Raw genomic sequence first — 16846 nt, 5'->3', positions numbered from 1 at the left:
AAAAGCGCGTAACGGCTGCTCGGGGAGAAGGCCGGTTTTTGCTGTGAAAGGAAGGGTCAAAGTGTCAAACTTATCATCAAAGCGGCTATTGAGCACTCGTCCCATTTTGTTTTTCTCGCTCATTATGCTTCTGAAAAGCTACTTGGCTTGGATGGTTATTTTCGAGGGCGGCCCGTCTTGGACGACCCTGCTGAAGGAAATTCCGTTCGTGCTCATCGTGTACTGCCTCATTGAATGGTTCGCCAGCAAGAGGAAGCTGCTCTATTATCTCATAGCGAACCTGACCATGACATCTATTCTATTTGCAGTAATCATGTATTACAAGTATTACGGTGTAATTGTCACCTATTTCGCACTTGCTCAGGTCAACCAGGTGACCGCGGTCAAAAACAGCGTATTTTCGCTTATGGATCCTTACTTCCTATTTATCTACACGGATGTCGTGATCCTGATGTTCCTGATGTTCCGCAAAAACAAGGCGGTAGAGTGGAAAAACTCGTTCAAGCGCAAAATGAACACTAGGCTCGTTGTCGGCTTGCTGACCGTGTCGCTGGCGATCTGCCTGTTCAACGTGCTGCCGAACCGCGCCAGCATGAACGAAATTGTCAAAGCAGAGCAAATGGGCATTCTCAGCTACGAAGCATATACCATCTTCTCCAATAAAGAAATCGACTATGTCGATCCAGACCAAATCTCGCAAGAGAAAATCAACACCGTCAAGAAGACTGAACCTTCTGCAGTACCTGTCTTGCAAGGGACAGCAAGCGGCAAGAATCTGATTGTCCTGCAGATGGAGTCCATGCAGAACTTCTTGGTAGGTCTTAGCATCGAAGGCCAGGAAATCATGCCGAACCTGAACAAGCTGGTGAAAGAGAACAGCTATTTCAAGCACTTCTACCAACAGGTGGGACAAGGCAATACGTCCGATGCAGAGTTCGTCGTGAATACATCGCTGTACATCCCTCCTCGCGGAGCGGCAACTCAGATGTATGCCGGCAAAGAGCTGCCTAGCTTGCCGAAGCTGCTGAAGAGCCACGGCTATGATACGGCGACATTCCATACGAATGTCGTGGAATTCTGGAACCGCGGCGAGCTGTATAAGGCAATCGGCTTCGATCGCTATTACGATGCAGAGTTTTTCGGAACGGAAGACACCGTATTCTTCGGCGCTTCCGACGAGATGCTATACAAGAAGACAATCGACGAATTGGAGCGCATGGACAAGAACGACAATCCGTTCTACGCCCAGGTTATCTCCATGACGGCTCACCATCCGTACACCATTCCGGATAACAAGAGACTCATCAAGCTGCCGGAACGCTTCGACAACACGCTTGTCGGCGACTATATCGTCTCGCAGAACTATGCCGACCATGCGCTCGGCAAATTTATCGAGGATCTGAAGGCACGTGGCATCTGGGACAACAGCTTGATCGTCCTGTACGGCGACCATCTGGGACTCCCAATCTATTCTCTGGATCGCCATGAGAAGGATTTGATGGCGGAGATTTATTCGCGTGAATACACGTACACCGACATGATCAACATTCCGCTCGTGATCGTGAATCCAGACAAAACGGCACAGCCGGCCGAATACGAGCAGCTCGGCGGCCAAGTCGATGTGCTTCCGACTGTTGCGAATTTGCTAGGCATGTCTTTGGACGATCAGGTTCATTTTGGCCAGGATTTGTTCAACCAGACTTATAACATCCTGCCACAGCGCTACTACCTGCCAAGCGGCTCGTTCTTGAGCAGCCAAGAGCTGTTCATGTCGGGCAGCGGCTTCGAGGACGGCAAGCATTACCCGCTCGCCGGCGACGGCAACAACGATGAGAACAAAGCGACCGAAGATGAATTCGAGCGTGCGCTCGAGCTGCTGAATTTGTCCGACAGCTACGTGAACCATTTGCCGAATTGGAAAAAAGAACAGAAATGAGTATAGGTCCTCCCCTCAAGCTGCACTAAGCTTGAGAGGAGGACCTTTTTTGATTACTCCGTATTGAAACTGGTTGCTCTGAAGCCCGATTAAGTCCGCTTCGGACTCAAGCCTTGACTGCTTCTAGCACCTCAGCCGCATGGCCGTCTACGCTGACGCTGCGCCATTCGCGCACCAGGGTGCCCTCTTCGTCAATGACGAAGGTCGAGCGTTCCACGCCAAGGAACGTTTTGCCGCCCCAGCTTAGCTCCTTCCATACGCCGAACAGCTCCGACACCTTCTGCTCCGTATCCGACAGAAGTAGGAACGGCAGCTTGTACTCACTAACGAACTGCTCGTGAGATGCCAGGTCGTCTGGACTTATGCCGACCACTTCCGCATTATTCGCCGCAAATTCGCCATTGAAATCACGGAAGTCGCAGGACTCCGCCGTACATCCCGGTGTCATATCCTTCGGATAGAAGTAGATGACCAGCTTCTTCCCCTTGTAATCGCTGAGCGACACATCCTTGCCATTCGAGGCGTGCAGGGTGAAATCCGGCACTTTCTCGCCTACCTTAACTGTCCCAATGCTCATTATTCTTCTCCTCCTCTTAATCGTTATTTACTTCGTTGCCGATTCTTTGCGAATGATAAGTCCCGACTCGCCTTCCTCCAGCGACAGCAGACCGATCCCCTTCACATTCGCCTGGAATGGGAAGCAATCAGCCGTCAGATCCGTGAAGTGCCACCTGCGCCCCGGACTCACGACAATGAAGATGCCTTCCTCGTTGCCGACTGGATTAAAGACAGGATCCCGCCTTTTGTAGGTAGGGATGCCAAGCGCCTCCAGCTCATCTACAGCACGCGGAACATCCTTCGTAGGCAGTCCCATCTCGCTGATTCCGAGCAAATCCCGCTTCGGGTCAAACGGACGGTCCACCGCATTGTCCATCGTATGCCGCGCGATCAGCTCCAAGATATTGCCCGCCGGATCAAAGAAGTACACCGAATGGGAGTCCCATAGCTCGCTATAAGAAATATCCGTCCCGTTCTCGGTACCCAGCTCTACTTTGGACTCTATCCAGCGCTTTGCCTCATCCAGCTTGTTCTCCGGAATATTGATTGCAAAGTGGTAATAAGGGGCCTCTTCCTCGCTGTCTTGATACACAAAGGTCAGGCTGGAATAACCGGCCTGAACCGTAAAACGGTCCTCCGCAGACTCTATAACCGGCAAGCCCAGCACCTCACGATAAAATGGCAGCAGCTTCTCGGGAAGCATAGCCGTATACAGCTTTACCGAGTCCATAATCATGACAGCACCTCAAGCTTCTCATAGTAGATCGACTCGCTTCGGATGAACTCATCGCGCGCAGCGTCCTCTGCGATCATGCCGTACGCCAGCATCAGCTTGGTCAGCGCGGCTTCTATGGATATATTTTCAATGAACCGTGCTCCGGCGTCAATCAGGCGATGTGAGGAATCGTATAACGCATCGGAAGCGTTTTTGATAGGACATAGGTAGCAATCGATGCCAAGCTTCCTGATTTTCTCGATAAAAGCAGTCAGCGAGTAGGGTCCTGATTCCAACGCATTCGCTGTGCCGGAATGATGAAGGTCATGCAGGATAACCCGCGGCTTCTTCTTGCTGAAGTCATATAGATCGTAGTTCAAGCCTGGATACGGCTTTATGTATAACACGCCATCCTCCAGCTTAAGCGTCGATGGCTCCCACGCCAATGTGCTGGCGCTCGGGGTCAGGCTGGCCGGATCGGGATTGCGCCGGTCCTCCACCAGCTGGAAGGTTCTGTCGCTGGCCATCTTGCCGTAGACAAGCTCATAGGGGCTAAGGAATTGATCCGTGAAGGATTCGTTCTGGAAAATCCTTGTGCCCAGGTATACCAGCGGCTCTCCTTTGTTGTTTTCATAGACGACGAATATGCCGGGCAGCGCCGCGTTCACAATAAAATCAATGGAGCTGGACAAGTTGCGCAAGCCGTTGCTGCGCTCATCCGCGATGGGATAGTTGCTTGCCGTCAGCACAAGCGGAACCTTGATATCCGCGAACAAATAACTCATCATAGCAGCCGTATAGGCTAATGTATCGGAGCCATGCGTGACGATCAGTCCTTCGTAAAGACGTAAGTCCACCTCGCGTATAGCCGATGCCAGAGAAGACCAGTCTTGCGGCGTCAAATTCTCGCTGAGCAGGTTCAGCGGCTGAATCGTATCCAGCTGTACATCGCTGCGATAGAAGGGCTGCTTGCGATATTCCTCCAGCAGCGTATAAGAGCCGCTGTCGCTAACGTTAATCGCCAGTCCCTCCGCTTTGCTTCCAATGGTGCCTCCCGTGAAAATTACCAAAAGCCGCTTCATAAGCAGCCTCCCTCCACTCATTCATGCTGTCCTTGTTCAAGATTGCCCTCTTTGGGCAACGCAATACGTCCATCTTACTACCTGCGAAGGGGAATGTCTAAAAAAGAAACCCGAACCTCAGCAATCCGAGGCTCGGGTTTTCACATTAATGTTCTTCCCTATTAGAGCTAATCGTTGCGTATTGATTCAACGCCCTGCCCCGCTGGTCGCTCTTGGCCATGAACGGCCACCAGTTGGCTTCGCCAAAGGTGCGCACCATAACCGGAATGAAGAGCGGCAGGATGACGAGCGCGTACAGGAACAATCCGCATAGGACGACTGTCGCGATTTGCAGCAGCGACATGACGCCGGAAGGCAGCATTGCCGCGAACGTACCGCCCAGAATGACAGCCGCGGACATAATAACCGCGCCCATGTTCTTCATCGCTTCCAGGATGGCCTGCTTCGGATCCAAATTCTTGTACTCCTTGAAGCGGTCCATCAAGAAGATGCTGTAATCGACGCCGAGCGCGATCAGCATGACGAAGCCGAAGAAAGGCACCGCCCAGCTGATGCCGGACAATCCAAGCATACGGACGAAGATGACCTCTGTCATCGCCAGCGACGTATAGAACGTGACCAGCAAGGAAGCAACGATATAAATCGGAATAATAATGGAGCGGAACAGTACGATCAAGATCAGGGAGATGCCGATAAGCATCAGCATGACTGTTCTGGAATAGTCGCTGTTCGAGATGGTGCTGAGGTCATGGTTCATACTCGTAACGCCGCCAATCGCAACCTCCGCTCCCGATAGCGGCGTGCCTTGGAAGGCCCGTTTGACCGCAGCATTCAGGGCTTCGATCTCCGCCATCGTATCTTGCGCGTACGGATTGCTTTCGAAGATGACGTCCAGCTTCGCCGTCTTGCGGTCTGGCGACATGTAGACATCCAGCGACGCCTGGAACTGCTCATCCTCGATCGCTTCCTGCGGAATATGCCAGCCGGTTATCGTCTTATCCGGCGCGCTCGCCAAGCCTTGCAGGTAGCCGCCGGCGGATGACAGGCCGTCCGTCACTTGCGTCAAGCCGTCGACGCTCTGATCCAGTCCGCTAGTCAGCTCGCCGAGCTGATCGCCCAGCGATGCGAAGCCGGACTTCAGCTCCTCCTGCCCTTTGGCAAGATCGCCAAGACCTTGCGTCACGCCCGGCAGCTGCTGGACGATCTGCCCTTGGCCAGCGGCCGCTTGGCTAATGCCATTCTTCAGCTCGCCAAGGCCTTTCGCGAGTTGCGACAAACCTTCCGCAAGCGCCGACTGGCCGGCAGACGCCTCGGCAAAGCCCTTGTTGGCCTGTGCTACGCCGGCAGATACTCCAGCCAGGCTCTTATTCAGCTCTGCCAGCTGTGCGCCCAGCGCTGCTGCGCCCTGCTGCATGCCGGACAATGCGCCCAGCGCCTGCTGGAAAGCTTCATCCTGCTTCAGCTCGGGATGCTTCTCCTGCAGGCTATCGAGTCCTGCAGTTACGCCTGCGAGACCTTCAGCCAGCTTTCCTTGCTCAGCCGCAATCGCTTCGTATCCGCCGCTGAGCTGCGCGAGGCCGCCGCCCAATTCATTGTAGCCCTTCAAGAGCTCTGCGCCCCCCGCGGCAAGCTTCTCGGCGCTTTCCTGCGCCTCAGTAAGGCCGCTCAGCAGCTCCTGCGCTCCAACCGTGCCGTCATCAAGCCCTTTCTGAATCGCCTTCAGGCCGGATGACAGCGCCTCTACGCCGGACTTCAGCTCGTTCGTGCCGCTGACCAGCTTCGCGGCGCCGTCTGTCGCCTCCGCCAGCTTAGGCGCATTCTCGTTCAGTGCGGTGCTCGCGTCGGCAAGCCCGGTGCTGATCTCGCCAAGCCCCTCGCCGCTCTTGCCAAGCCCCTCATCCAGCGTCTGCACTTGGTCCGCTACGAGGAAATCGTCCAGCACAGCGCCTGTCGGACGTGTAGCGCTTCGGACGGTCTTGACGCCCTCGACCTTCGACAGCTCGCGGCTTGCCTGCTCCAGAGCCGCCAGGCCTTCCGGCGTGTCGAGCGGAGCGTCCGACTTCACGATGACGCCAGTCGGCAGCGACTCGCCCGGTCCGAAGCCCTCGGCGATAATATTAAAGCCTTTGACCGAATCGTATCTCTCGCCGATCTCATCCAGTGAGTTGAAGGATATCGTCCCCTTATATGCCGTCAGGAACGGGACAATGATGACTGCCAGGATCAGCAGCGCCCATGCCGGACGTTTCAGGGAGAATCGGCCTACCACATCCCACAGCTTGCTTGGCTTATGCTCCAGCTTGCCCTTCGACGGCCAGAACAGCGCGTTGCCGAGCAGCGCGAGGAAGACCGGCACCAGCGTGAATAGTGCCAGCAGCAGGATCAGAATGCCCACTGCTACCGCTACCGCCGAGCGATACAGCACGAACGTCGACAAGCCAATGGAAGCAAAGCCGACCAGCACTGCAAGACCGGAGAACAATACTGTTCTGCCTGCTGTGCGGTAAGTATGCACAATAGCTTCCGTACGGTCGCTCCGATGCGCCAGCTCTTCCTTATAACGGCTGATGAGCAGAATGCAATAATCCGTTCCGATACCGAACAAGACGGCCACAAGGAAAATTTGCGTAAAGTTCGACAGCGGGAAGTCCGCATACTTGACCAGGAACGCTACAATCGACTGTGATACCAGATAAGTGAAGCCGACTGCCAGCAGCGGCACAAGCGGCGCCGCCGCAGAACGGAATACCAGGAATAGAATGACAAGAATAAATCCGACTGTAATAAACTCCGTCTTCTTCAGGCCCTCTTGCGAGCTCTGAATAACATCCTCATTAATAATCCAGTTGCCGGTGTAATAATGATCGACCGATACGCCTTCGAGCGCCTCGTACAGGCTATCCTGCACTTCCTTCATCTCCCGGCCGCCCGCTTCGACGGTCAGGAGCGACAGAATGGTGCTGCCATCTTCCGCCACCATCTGCTCCTTCAGCTCCGGAATATCGAAGTGCGTCATCACGGAGCTGACGCCGAGCTTCTCGCCTTCGGCATCCAGCTTCGCCAGCGCCCCTTCGACTTCCTTCAGGTCTGCGTCGCTCATTCCGCCCTCCCGGTGGAAGACAAGCACCGTAGACATCCCCGGCTCGCCGCCTTCTTCGGCCCCGGTTCCCCCGATGGCCTTCTCCAATTGTCCGGCTACCGAAGATGAGTATCCTTCCGGCACGGTGATCTGGCCTTTCGTGCGGACCAGTTCTTCCATAGCTGGCGCGCTCAGCATAAGGCCCACTGCTCCAAGCACCCACAGGGCAAGGACCAGCCATTTCAACTTCAACACAACCCTCATCAACGATCTTCCTCTCTTCTCCAAGTAGATCTCTTTAGGCACTACAGGGCAGCCTTTACGACCTTAGCCAGCTTTTCGAAGGTCTCAATGAAGGCGATAGCCTCCTTCTCGTCGAAGTGCTCAATAAGATCCGCCAGCACATTCTGCACACGCTCCTCCAGCAAGCTGCTGATGCGCTCTCCCTCCTCCGTCAGCTTCAAATGAATGACTCTGCGGTCGCCATCATCCGGCACGCGATCAAGCAGCCCTTTATCCGACAATCGGGTAATAATCGCGGTGATCGAGCTTTTGCCCACGCAGAAGAACTGAGCCAGCTCCGATGCCGTGCTGTTGACATTATGTCTAAGGAATCGCAGCGTCTTGAACTGGTCGACGGTCAATTCCTCCGGCATTAAATCCTTTACTTTGACATGAAGACCTCTCTCTACGACAAAGTTTGCAACCTCGTAGCGGTGGATCAATGATTTCAAAAGGCAGAGGTCCTTTTCCATTGCTCTCCCTCCTCCCTCTCATTAATTCTATTGTTGAACTATTCGATAGTAGAACTATATCACGATGGGGATAAGCATGCAAATTCACATCATTTTGTCCTTCTTTTTGAAAGGAGGATTTAAGAAAATTTTGTCGAATATTAGGGAAATAACGCGGCATTAGACACCGTATCTATCGTTCATCACATCGCTTCTTACAGCAACTGGAGGACGCACTTGAGCAATTCAACTCATCAACCGCGCAGCAAATGGATGGTTGTCATCTCACTTACGCTCTGCGCCTTGCTGGCCGTTGCGGGAGAATGGAGCCAGTTCCATTTCATATACGGCATTACGTTTTCACTTACGAGCATATTTGTTCTCCTCGCCCTCCGGCTGTTCGGCATTTGGGGAGGCCTTCTGACCGCAGGTGCCGCTTTCCTTGCCGGAGGCGCTTCTATGGAGCATCCGATGTTCCAGGCGCTCGGTATGCTGGAGGCCCTCATTGTCGGCTTATTGATGCTTCGCTATCGCGGCCGGCTGTTCATGACGGACCTCTGCTTCTGGCTGTTCATCGGCGCGCCGGTCGTATATTTCTTCTATAATCAACATTATTCAGGAACAGGAATCGATATTAAGCTTATTGCCTGCCTCATCGCAATTAATGGCTTGTTTAATGCGCTATTCGCCGAAATTGCCCATCAATACTTGCCTCTCAGCCGCTGGAGCGGCGTGTCCAGCATTAAGCAGCTGCCCCGGTCCATCAACCAGCTGCTGCTGCATTTGTCGCTTGGCATCGTACTCGTGAGCTTCTTGCTGAATATGCTGGTCAACAGCATCAATTCCTTTAAGGAAGTCAGTTATTACGTGGAGGATATCGCGCTGCAAGCTACCAGGACGATTACCAAGGAATGGGGCGCATCGGAGGTCCCGTATACGATTCCTTCCGATCGTGTATCCATTCGCACGCTGCAATTTCTGATTGACCGCTACACGACGGACACGTATACGTTCAGCCTGACAGACGATCAGCATCGCGTCGTCGCATCGAACCATCACGGGCTAATCGGCACGCATCTGGATCCTTTCGGCGAGAAGACATTCCAGCCGATCACCGATTATCTCTATTTTTCATCCAACTACAATAGCTTTAGCCGTTTAAAGCCCTATACCTGGCAAGATGAACAATTCCTATTCCAGTCCAAGCTCGGCAACGGAACGGGACAAATCATCATTACATTCCCGCTGGAATACTACCAAAAATATCTGTTCGGCAAATATTTCACCCATATCTTCTATTTGATCGGCTTTGGGCTCGTGGCAGCCTTTGTCTCTCTGCTCATTAACCGCTCGTTCGCCCGCAGCTTGAAGAGGCTCGCGGTCGTAACGACGAACTTGCCGCTGAAGCTGAAGCATAATAACGCGCTGGAGCTGCCGGCGAGCAGCACGGTCGAGATTCATTCGCTCATTATGAATATCAAGCATATGTCGAGCAGCCTTCTCTATCTGTTCCGGGAATCGCAAAGCAACAACGAACGGCTGGAGATGCAGGCTCAGCTTCTGCAGCAATCGGAGGAGCGGCTTCATCAGCTGGCCTACTATGACATGCTGACTGGACTGCCCAACCGCCATCAGTTCACCCGCCACTTCCAAGAGCTGATCGCCATGAATTCCGGCGCCGGCTCCAGGCTGAAGGTCGGCGTGCTGTTCGCGGACATCAACCGTTTCAAGCAGATCAACGACACGCTGGGCCATGCCTTCGGCGATAAGCTGCTGCAGCTGGCCGGGGAGCGGTTCCAGGCGATAGCATGCAAGTCCTGCGACGTGTTCCGGCTCGGCGGAGACGAGTTCGTCTTTGTGGTTCGCTATCAACAGGAAGAGGACCTGTCCCGCCATGCGGAAGCGGTTCTGGATTGCTTTGTCGAGCCGTTCATCATCGACGGAATGCCGCTTTTTCTCACAGTCAGCATCGGCATAAGCGCCTATCCCCGCGACGGGGAGGACATGGATACGATCGTCCGCAATGCGGACATCGCCATGTACAACGCCAAGGAAGAGGGAGACGGCTGCTACCGCTTCTTCAAGCCGAACCTGCTGCCGCTCATCGCAGAGAAGATGCGATTGGAGAACGGCTTGTACAAGGCGCTTCAGGAGAATCAATTCTCGCTTCACTATCAGCCGAAGATTAGCGCGGCATCCGGCGAGCTGTGCGGCATCGAGGCATTGATCCGCTGGAAGCATCCGGAGCTCGGCCTGGTGCCGCCGGACAAATTCATTCCGCTTGCGGAGGAATCCGGCTTCATCCTGGAGATTGACCGCTGGGTATTCCGTGAAGCTTGCCGCCAGAATAAAGCCTGGCAAGATGCGGGCTTGAAGAAGATCAGCGTCTCGGTCAACATATCGGCACGACACTTCTATCAGGGCAACCTGAAGGAAATGATTCTGAGCGAATTGAAAGCAACCGGTCTCGAACCGCATTATGTCAGCCTGGAAATTACCGAGGGCGTCTTCATGCGCAATATCGATCAGGTTATTGATACCATCCTGTACTTGCGCAACCTGGGCATACAGATCTCGATCGACGATTTCGGCACGGGCTATTCGTCGCTGAACCAGCTTCAGCGTCTGCCGATCTCCGATGTGAAGCTTGACCGCTCCTTTATCCAAGGCATTACAAGCGATGACAAGAAGTCATCGATCGTTCGCGCCATTATCGAGCTTGTCCATAGCATGAATATGAAGGTGGTCGCGGAAGGCGTCGAAACGGAAGGCGAATCGCGCTTCTGCAAGGAGCTCAAATGCGATGAGCTGCAAGGTTATCTGTTCAGCCGGCCGCTGCCCGCCGCAGAGCTGGAGGCCTTGCTAGTCCAACCGAAAAACGTTAGCTAAAAGCCGGTCCAGTCTGATACTTTCCTAACATTAGCTGCTAAACTTTTCTAATAAATGCATGCTAGTGTAGGATATTAGGCGGGACCGGTTTGTTCTAATACATTCCTATCATGACGGACAGCCAATTGTCTTGCCAGCCTTTACAACAATCGAGAGGTGTGGCATTCATGTTCAGATGGAAAGATCGAAGTTTGGTCGTAACAAGCTCTCTGGTATTAGCCCTTATACTGATCGTGCTAATCAGCGCGACACAGTGGCTATCCTACAGTTCCCAGAAAGCAGCTTATAAGGACGATATTACAGATTTGGGCGAAACATTAGGCTATCAGCTTGAATTCGAATATGATCTAGTCGCAGCCGCTCATGATGAATTGCTGCAAAGCGGCACTCATGAAGCGGACGGCTTCCGCGTTCTAAAAAGTAAATTTGATGCCATGGTGCGCAACGAACGGGTGGCGAACGCCTATATCTATATGCCTGAAATTAAGGAAGTGGACGGCAAGCGCACAGCCGTCATGCTGCAAAGCAATGAGGAGCTGCATCAGACCGATCTGGGTCCAGGCGGAACTTATGCGATGGCGGAAAGATTCGATACCGCATTCCAGAAGGCAGCGGCTCAAGGAGCGGCATGGACAGAAATCTATGAAGATGAATACGGCCAATGGGTTACATATGTAAAAGCAATTGAGGATACAACGGGCAAAGTTGTGGGCTTGTTAGGCATTGACTTCGACTACGGACAAGTCGATGAAGAATTGGGCGCCATGGTATGGAAAAGCTTCTTTATTGCCGCTGCCTTATCGGCGGTCGCCATTCTGATTATTACGATGCTGGTGCGCATCGTGCTCCGGCCGCTTCGCCGGGTCGCTGAAGTGTCTGAGCTGGCGGCTGCCGGAGATTTGACGATATCCGTGAATGCAAAGGGCGACAACGAAATCGGGCAGCTGTCCAAATCGTTCAACAGCATGATCGCCAGCCTGCGCAAGCTGACAGGCGATATTCGGAACAGTACGGGAGAGGTAGCCGGCTCGGCAGAAAATATGCAGCAGAGCGCCGAGATGACCTCGCGCGCCACAGAAGAAGTGACGGAAGCGATCCAAGAGGTTGCATCCGGATCGGAATCGCAACTGCAGAGCTTCCAGGAATGCCAGCGCGCAATGGGCGAGATGGCTGTCGGCATCGGCCGCATTGCCGAATCGTCGGCTATCGTATCGGAGATGGCTGCGGATGCCACTCATCTGGCTACCGAAGGTGAAAGCGTCATGGAACAGACGCAAACCCAGATGAAAGAGCTGGAGCAAAATGTGGAGCAAACCGTTGTCACGCTCCGCGAGCTCAGAGATCATAGCGAGAAGATCGAAGGCATTCTAGGCCTTATCGCCGAGGTGGCGAATCAGACCAACCTGCTGGCGCTGAATGCTTCGATTGAAGCCGCGCGCGCAGGAGAGCATGGCAAAGGCTTCGCTGTAGTCGCGGTCGAGATCCGCAAGCTGGCGGAGAGAAGCAAGGAATCCTCGGAGCAAATCAACGAGATTCTGAATATGATCGGCATGGGTACGAGAGAAGCCGCAAGCTCCATGGAACGCTCGGCAGTAGCGGCACGCGAAGGCTCTGCCGTGGCGACACAGGCGGGCGAATCCTTCCGCTCCATCGTTGACTCGATCAAGCATGTATCGGCACAGGTGCAAGAGGTATCCGCCGCATCGGAGCAGATGTCCGCCGGCAGCGAAGAGATTGCCGCTTCGCTGGATCAGCTGTCCTACATCGCTCAGTCTACAGCGTCTAACGCACAGCGCGTCGCAGCAGCCTCGGAGGAGCAATTGGCTTCCATGCAAGAGGTAGCAAGCGGCTCTGTGCAGCTCCGCAGCTTGGCAACAGGCCTCAATCAAGCAGTCGGACGCTTCAAAACTTAATATCCGGATTCAATTAAAAGGCCCGCATACACGATGCAACGCGTGTATGCGGGCTTTTCTGGCCTCCTATATTAAGCGGTCTGTATGGAACCTTGCTGCAGTTGATACATCGCATAATATTTGCCGCGATGATCCATCAGCTCGTCATGATTGCCGCGTTCTACGATGACGCCTCGGTCAAGCACCAGAATCTGATCGGCCTGGCGAATCGTTGACAGACGGTGGGCGATAACGAAAGTCGTGCGTCCCTTCTTCAGAACGTTCAGCGCTTCCTGAATGACCGCCTCCGTCTCTGTATCGATGCTGGCTGTCGCCTCATCCAGAATGAGAATCGCCGGATCGAATGCCAGCGCGCGGGCAAAGGAGATCAGCTGGCGCTGTCCTGCCGACAGCGTGCTGCCCTTCTCGATCACCTCGGCGTCGATGCCGCCAGGCAGCTGGCTGAACATCTCGTATGCTCCGACATCCTTCAGCGCTTGAATGACCTTCTCTCTGGAGATCGTCGGATCGTCCAGACTGACGTTCGAGGCAATCGTGCCTGTGAACAGGAACGGATCCTGCAGCACGATGCCCATATGCTGGCGCAGCATCTGCTTCGGAATCTCGCGCACGTCCCGGCCGTCTACGACGATGCGGCCTTCGCCGTCCTTAATGTCGTAGAACCGGAACAACAGGTTCAGAATCGAGCTTTTGCCTGAGCCGGTATGGCCCACAAGCGCGACGGTCTCCCCTTGCTTCGCATGGAAGTTGATGTTCTTCAGCACATATTCATTCTTCTTATAGGCGAATGATACATTCTCGAACGACACATTTCCTTTATAACGCTCCAGCTTGCCCTTCGCTACATCGATGCCCTCTTCGTCCATCAGCTTGAACACACGCTCCGCAGATACGCGGGCAGTCTCCAGATTGGAGAGCTGGTTCACAATGCCGACAATCGGCGAGAACATCCGGTTCATATAGTCGATATACGCGAACAATACGCCGACCGTCACCAGCGTCCCAAGCGTACCGCCCCAGAACATCCAGATGACGATCAGAAACAGCACATTCCGCACGACATTGACGAGGTTGTGGGACGTTAGCGAGTTAAGGCTCAGCAATTTGTTCTGATATTTGAAGTAATGATCATTCATCTCGGCGAATTCCTTGGACGTCTCCTTCTGGCGGCGGAAGGCTTGAATGATGGTCATGCCTTGGATCGATTCGTTGATCATCGCATTGATCTCGCTCAGCTTCGCTCGGATAATGCGGTTATACTTCGCTGCGAACTTCCGGTATATGATAATCCAGACGATCAATATCGGAACAAGCGGCAGCGTGATAAGCGCCAGACGCGGATCCAGCAGGAACAGCGCCCCGAAGATGGCAACCATGTAGATCGTGCCGGTAAAAAAGTTCGCCAGCACGCCGACATACAGCTCCCGAATCGCTTCCGTATCGTTCGTAATGCGTGAGACGACCTGGCCCGCGGCCAGATTGTCATAATAATTGACCGGCAGCCGCTGCGTGTGCGCATACACATCATTGCGCATCTTGCGCACGATGCGGTTCGCGGACGTCTGCAGCATGAGCCGCTGTCCGTACGTCAACACCGCCACCACCAGCAAGAGGCCGAAATATATGGCGGCCAGCACGAGCAGTCCCGGAACCTCCGGCTCGTAGAAGCTGTACAGCTCCTTGGAAGTCAGCTTCGCCACCACATGCTTTTCCTGCTCGCCTGTCGTGCCGTTCGTCACAGTCAGCTCGCTGCCATTCACTGCGCGCGCGCCGTTCTCATTCACAAGCACGCCCGTCAGGAAGTAATAGCTTCTGCCGACTTGCAGCACGCGCGCTTCCTGACCTTTCTCGCCGCTCTCCTCAGAGGAGAAGCGGTCCTCCCGTTTGTACCAATCGCCTTGATACTGCACGGCGTATGGCTGATCGCCCTCTACTTGATGCCATCTCTTCTCGATGCCGAGAATGTTCTGGTCAATCATTCGCTTGGCGATCAGCGGGCCCGTAAGCTCCGCGCATACCGCCAGCACGAGAAGCGCCAAGGCGATCAGAATCGTTTTTTTATACAGCATGGCGTATTGAAACAATCGTTTGCCTGTTGTACCCATTGCTCTTCACGCCTCCTATCTATTCAGTTTCAATGGATGCTTCCAATTGCTGGCGGTCATACTGCTCGCGGTACCAGCCTCCGCTTGCAAGCAAGCGGTCATGCGTGCCCTCTTCCACTATCTTGCCGTCCTCCAGCACAATGATCCAGTCGGCATGCTGCACCGCAGACAGCCTATGGGTCGTAATCAATGTTGTTTTGCCTGCACGCTCCGTGCGGATGCCTTCAATGATTTCCGCTTCCGTCTTTGCGTCAACAGCGGAGAGCGCATCGTCGAGCATCAGAATTTCGGGATCGGCGATCAGCGCCCGTGCTATGCTGACACGCTGCTTCTGTCCGCCGGACAGCGCCACGCCTTTCTCGCCGACCATCGTATCCAGCCCATCCGGCAGGAAGGCGATATCCTTCGCGAAGGAAGCGCGCTCCAGCGCACGCTGCAGATCAGATTCGGACGCATCTGTGCGGCCGAAGAAAATATTTTCTTTAATCGTCTTCGAGAACAGAATCGGCTGCTGAGGCACATAGCCGATCCAGCCCAGCATTTGGTCAATCTTCACATTGCCCAGCGGCTCGCCGGATACGCGGATCTGGCCTTTGCCAAGCGGATACTCCCGCAGCAATTGCTTGAGCAGCGTCGTCTTGCCGCTGCCTGTGCGGCCGACAATGCCCAGCGTTCCGCCCTGGTGAAGCTTAAGCGATACGCTCGCCAGGTTGTCGACCTCCGAGGATGGATAACGGAACGTCACTTTGTCGAATTCAACCATAGTCGGCTCCTCGACCGCGGCAGGCTTCGCCGCATCCTTCACGTCCTGCTTGTAGCCCAGCGTCTCATTCACGCGATCGAGAGACGCGTTGCCGCGCTGCATAATATTAATGAGCTCGCCGATGGCGAACATTGGCCAGATCAGCATGCCAAGGAAAATATTGAACGAAACCAGCTCGCCCAGCGTTATTTCGTTATGGAATACAAGGAAGCCGCCATAGCCGAGACCGATCAAATAGCTGCTGCCGACGAGGATCTTCATCGTAGGCTCGAAGAGCGCGTCAATTTTGGCAACGGCAATATTTTTGCCCAATACCTCACTGGTCTTCGCATTGAACCGGCCTTCGCTTGCTTCCTCCTGCACGAATGCGCGGATGACGCGCACGCCGGCTACCGACTCCAGCACCTGGTCGTTCATCTCGCCGAAAGCGTCTTGCGCTTCTGTGAACCGCTCATGAATCTTCTTGCCGTAATAAGACATCGCAATCGCCATGAGCGGCAGCGGCAGAAGCGCCGCCAGCGTCAGCTTAAAGCTGATAGCGGCAGCCATGACGATCAGAATCGTAATCATGAACAGAGTCGAGTCGACCAGAGTCAGTATGCCGAAGCCGGCCGTTGTTGCCACAGCTCCAAGGTCGTTCGTCGAGCGGGCCATCAAGTCGCCGGTCCGGTTCCGCTCATAGAAGGTCGGCGTCATGCGCAGGAAGTGTCCCATCATGCTGGAGCGCAGCAGCCTCTCCAGCACGAACGCCCCGCCAAAGAGCTTATAGTGCCATACATACGTAATCAGATAACCGACTACCGTCAGACCGATCCAGAAATACATGATACGGTTGAACTCGGACGTGCCGAGCGTATTCTGGCTAATCCCGTCTACGACGTAGCCGAGCAGCCAAGGCGGAATAATATCAATGACTCCGGTCAATACAAGCAGCGTGACCGCCAGCGTGTATCGCTTCCATTCCTTGCGAAAGAACCAGCCTAGCTTTTTCAATACGCCAAACATCGCTTTTTACCACACCTTCCGTCTCGCATCCGTAAACCGGATGCTTCTCTTTCTAAAATCGAATAAT

At 54.2% G+C, this 16846-nt stretch carries 10 protein-coding genes; 3 read left to right on the top strand and 7 right to left on the bottom strand.

What is annotated here, in order from left to right; all coding sequences use genetic code 11:
• Window positions 1–61 precede the first annotated feature (61 nt).
• Entirely contained in the window at window positions 62–1936 is a 1875-nt protein-coding gene (locus tag D3P09_RS23840; protein ID WP_424452566.1) for an LTA synthase family protein, read from the top strand.
• A gap of 106 nt (window positions 1937–2042) precedes the next feature.
• Here D3P09_RS23840 and bcp read toward each other — a convergent pair whose 3' ends face one another.
• The 5 genes from bcp to D3P09_RS23815 all read right to left on the bottom strand — a co-directional run bounded on the left by bcp (window position 2043) and on the right by D3P09_RS23815 (window position 8125).
• The gene (bcp, locus tag D3P09_RS23835) at window positions 2043–2513 is read right to left on the bottom strand and encodes a thioredoxin-dependent thiol peroxidase (protein WP_120113938.1); all 471 of its coding nucleotides are present in this window, start codon (window positions 2511–2513) and stop codon (window positions 2043–2045) included.
• Between the two features lie 27 nt (window positions 2514–2540).
• Window positions 2541–3230 carry a VOC family protein gene (locus D3P09_RS23830; protein ID WP_120113937.1) on the bottom strand — a complete coding sequence of 230 codons (690 nt, stop codon included), beginning with the start codon at window positions 3228–3230 and terminating at the stop codon, window positions 2541–2543.
• Window positions 3227–4291, bottom strand: a complete 1065-nt coding sequence (locus D3P09_RS23825) for an asparaginase (protein ID WP_165867567.1) — start codon at window positions 4289–4291, stop codon at window positions 3227–3229. Before D3P09_RS23825 ends, D3P09_RS23830 begins: the two co-directional genes overlap by 4 nt.
• A 145-nt stretch (window positions 4292–4436) precedes the next feature.
• Window positions 4437–7634: an MMPL family transporter gene (locus D3P09_RS23820; protein WP_120113935.1), complete on the bottom strand. Its 3198-nt coding sequence runs from the start codon at window positions 7632–7634 to the stop codon at window positions 4437–4439.
• A 41-nt stretch (window positions 7635–7675) separates the two neighbouring features.
• On the bottom strand, window positions 7676–8125 hold the full coding sequence (locus D3P09_RS23815) for a MarR family winged helix-turn-helix transcriptional regulator (protein WP_120113934.1): 450 nt from the start codon (window positions 8123–8125) through the stop codon (window positions 7676–7678).
• Between the two features lie 216 nt (window positions 8126–8341).
• On the opposite strand from D3P09_RS23815, the gene D3P09_RS23810 reads away from it, so the two are divergent.
• Together D3P09_RS23810 and D3P09_RS23805 are read left to right on the top strand one after the other, a co-directional pair.
• A complete protein-coding gene (locus D3P09_RS23810; protein WP_120113933.1) occupies window positions 8342–10993 on the top strand; it encodes a putative bifunctional diguanylate cyclase/phosphodiesterase in 2652 nt (883 codons plus the stop codon).
• A 167-nt stretch (window positions 10994–11160) separates the two neighbouring features.
• Window positions 11161–12906, top strand: a complete 1746-nt coding sequence (locus D3P09_RS23805; protein ID WP_165867566.1) for a methyl-accepting chemotaxis protein — start codon at window positions 11161–11163, stop codon at window positions 12904–12906.
• A gap of 71 nt (window positions 12907–12977) precedes the next feature.
• Here D3P09_RS23805 and D3P09_RS23800 read toward each other — a convergent pair whose 3' ends face one another.
• Both D3P09_RS23800 and D3P09_RS23795 read right to left on the bottom strand, forming a co-directional pair.
• Window positions 12978–15011: an ABC transporter ATP-binding protein gene (locus D3P09_RS23800; RefSeq protein ID WP_120113931.1), complete on the bottom strand. Its 2034-nt coding sequence runs from the start codon at window positions 15009–15011 to the stop codon at window positions 12978–12980.
• 19 nt (window positions 15012–15030) lie between these two features.
• Entirely contained in the window at window positions 15031–16779 is a 1749-nt protein-coding gene (locus D3P09_RS23795) for an ABC transporter ATP-binding protein (protein ID WP_120113930.1), read from the bottom strand.
• Window positions 16780–16846 lie beyond the last annotated feature (67 nt).

This window comes from Paenibacillus pinisoli (assembly GCF_003605435.1).
GTDB lineage: Bacteria > Bacillota > Bacilli > Paenibacillales > Paenibacillaceae > Pristimantibacillus > Pristimantibacillus pinisoli.
This window is presented reverse-complemented; position numbering and strand designations above follow the sequence as displayed.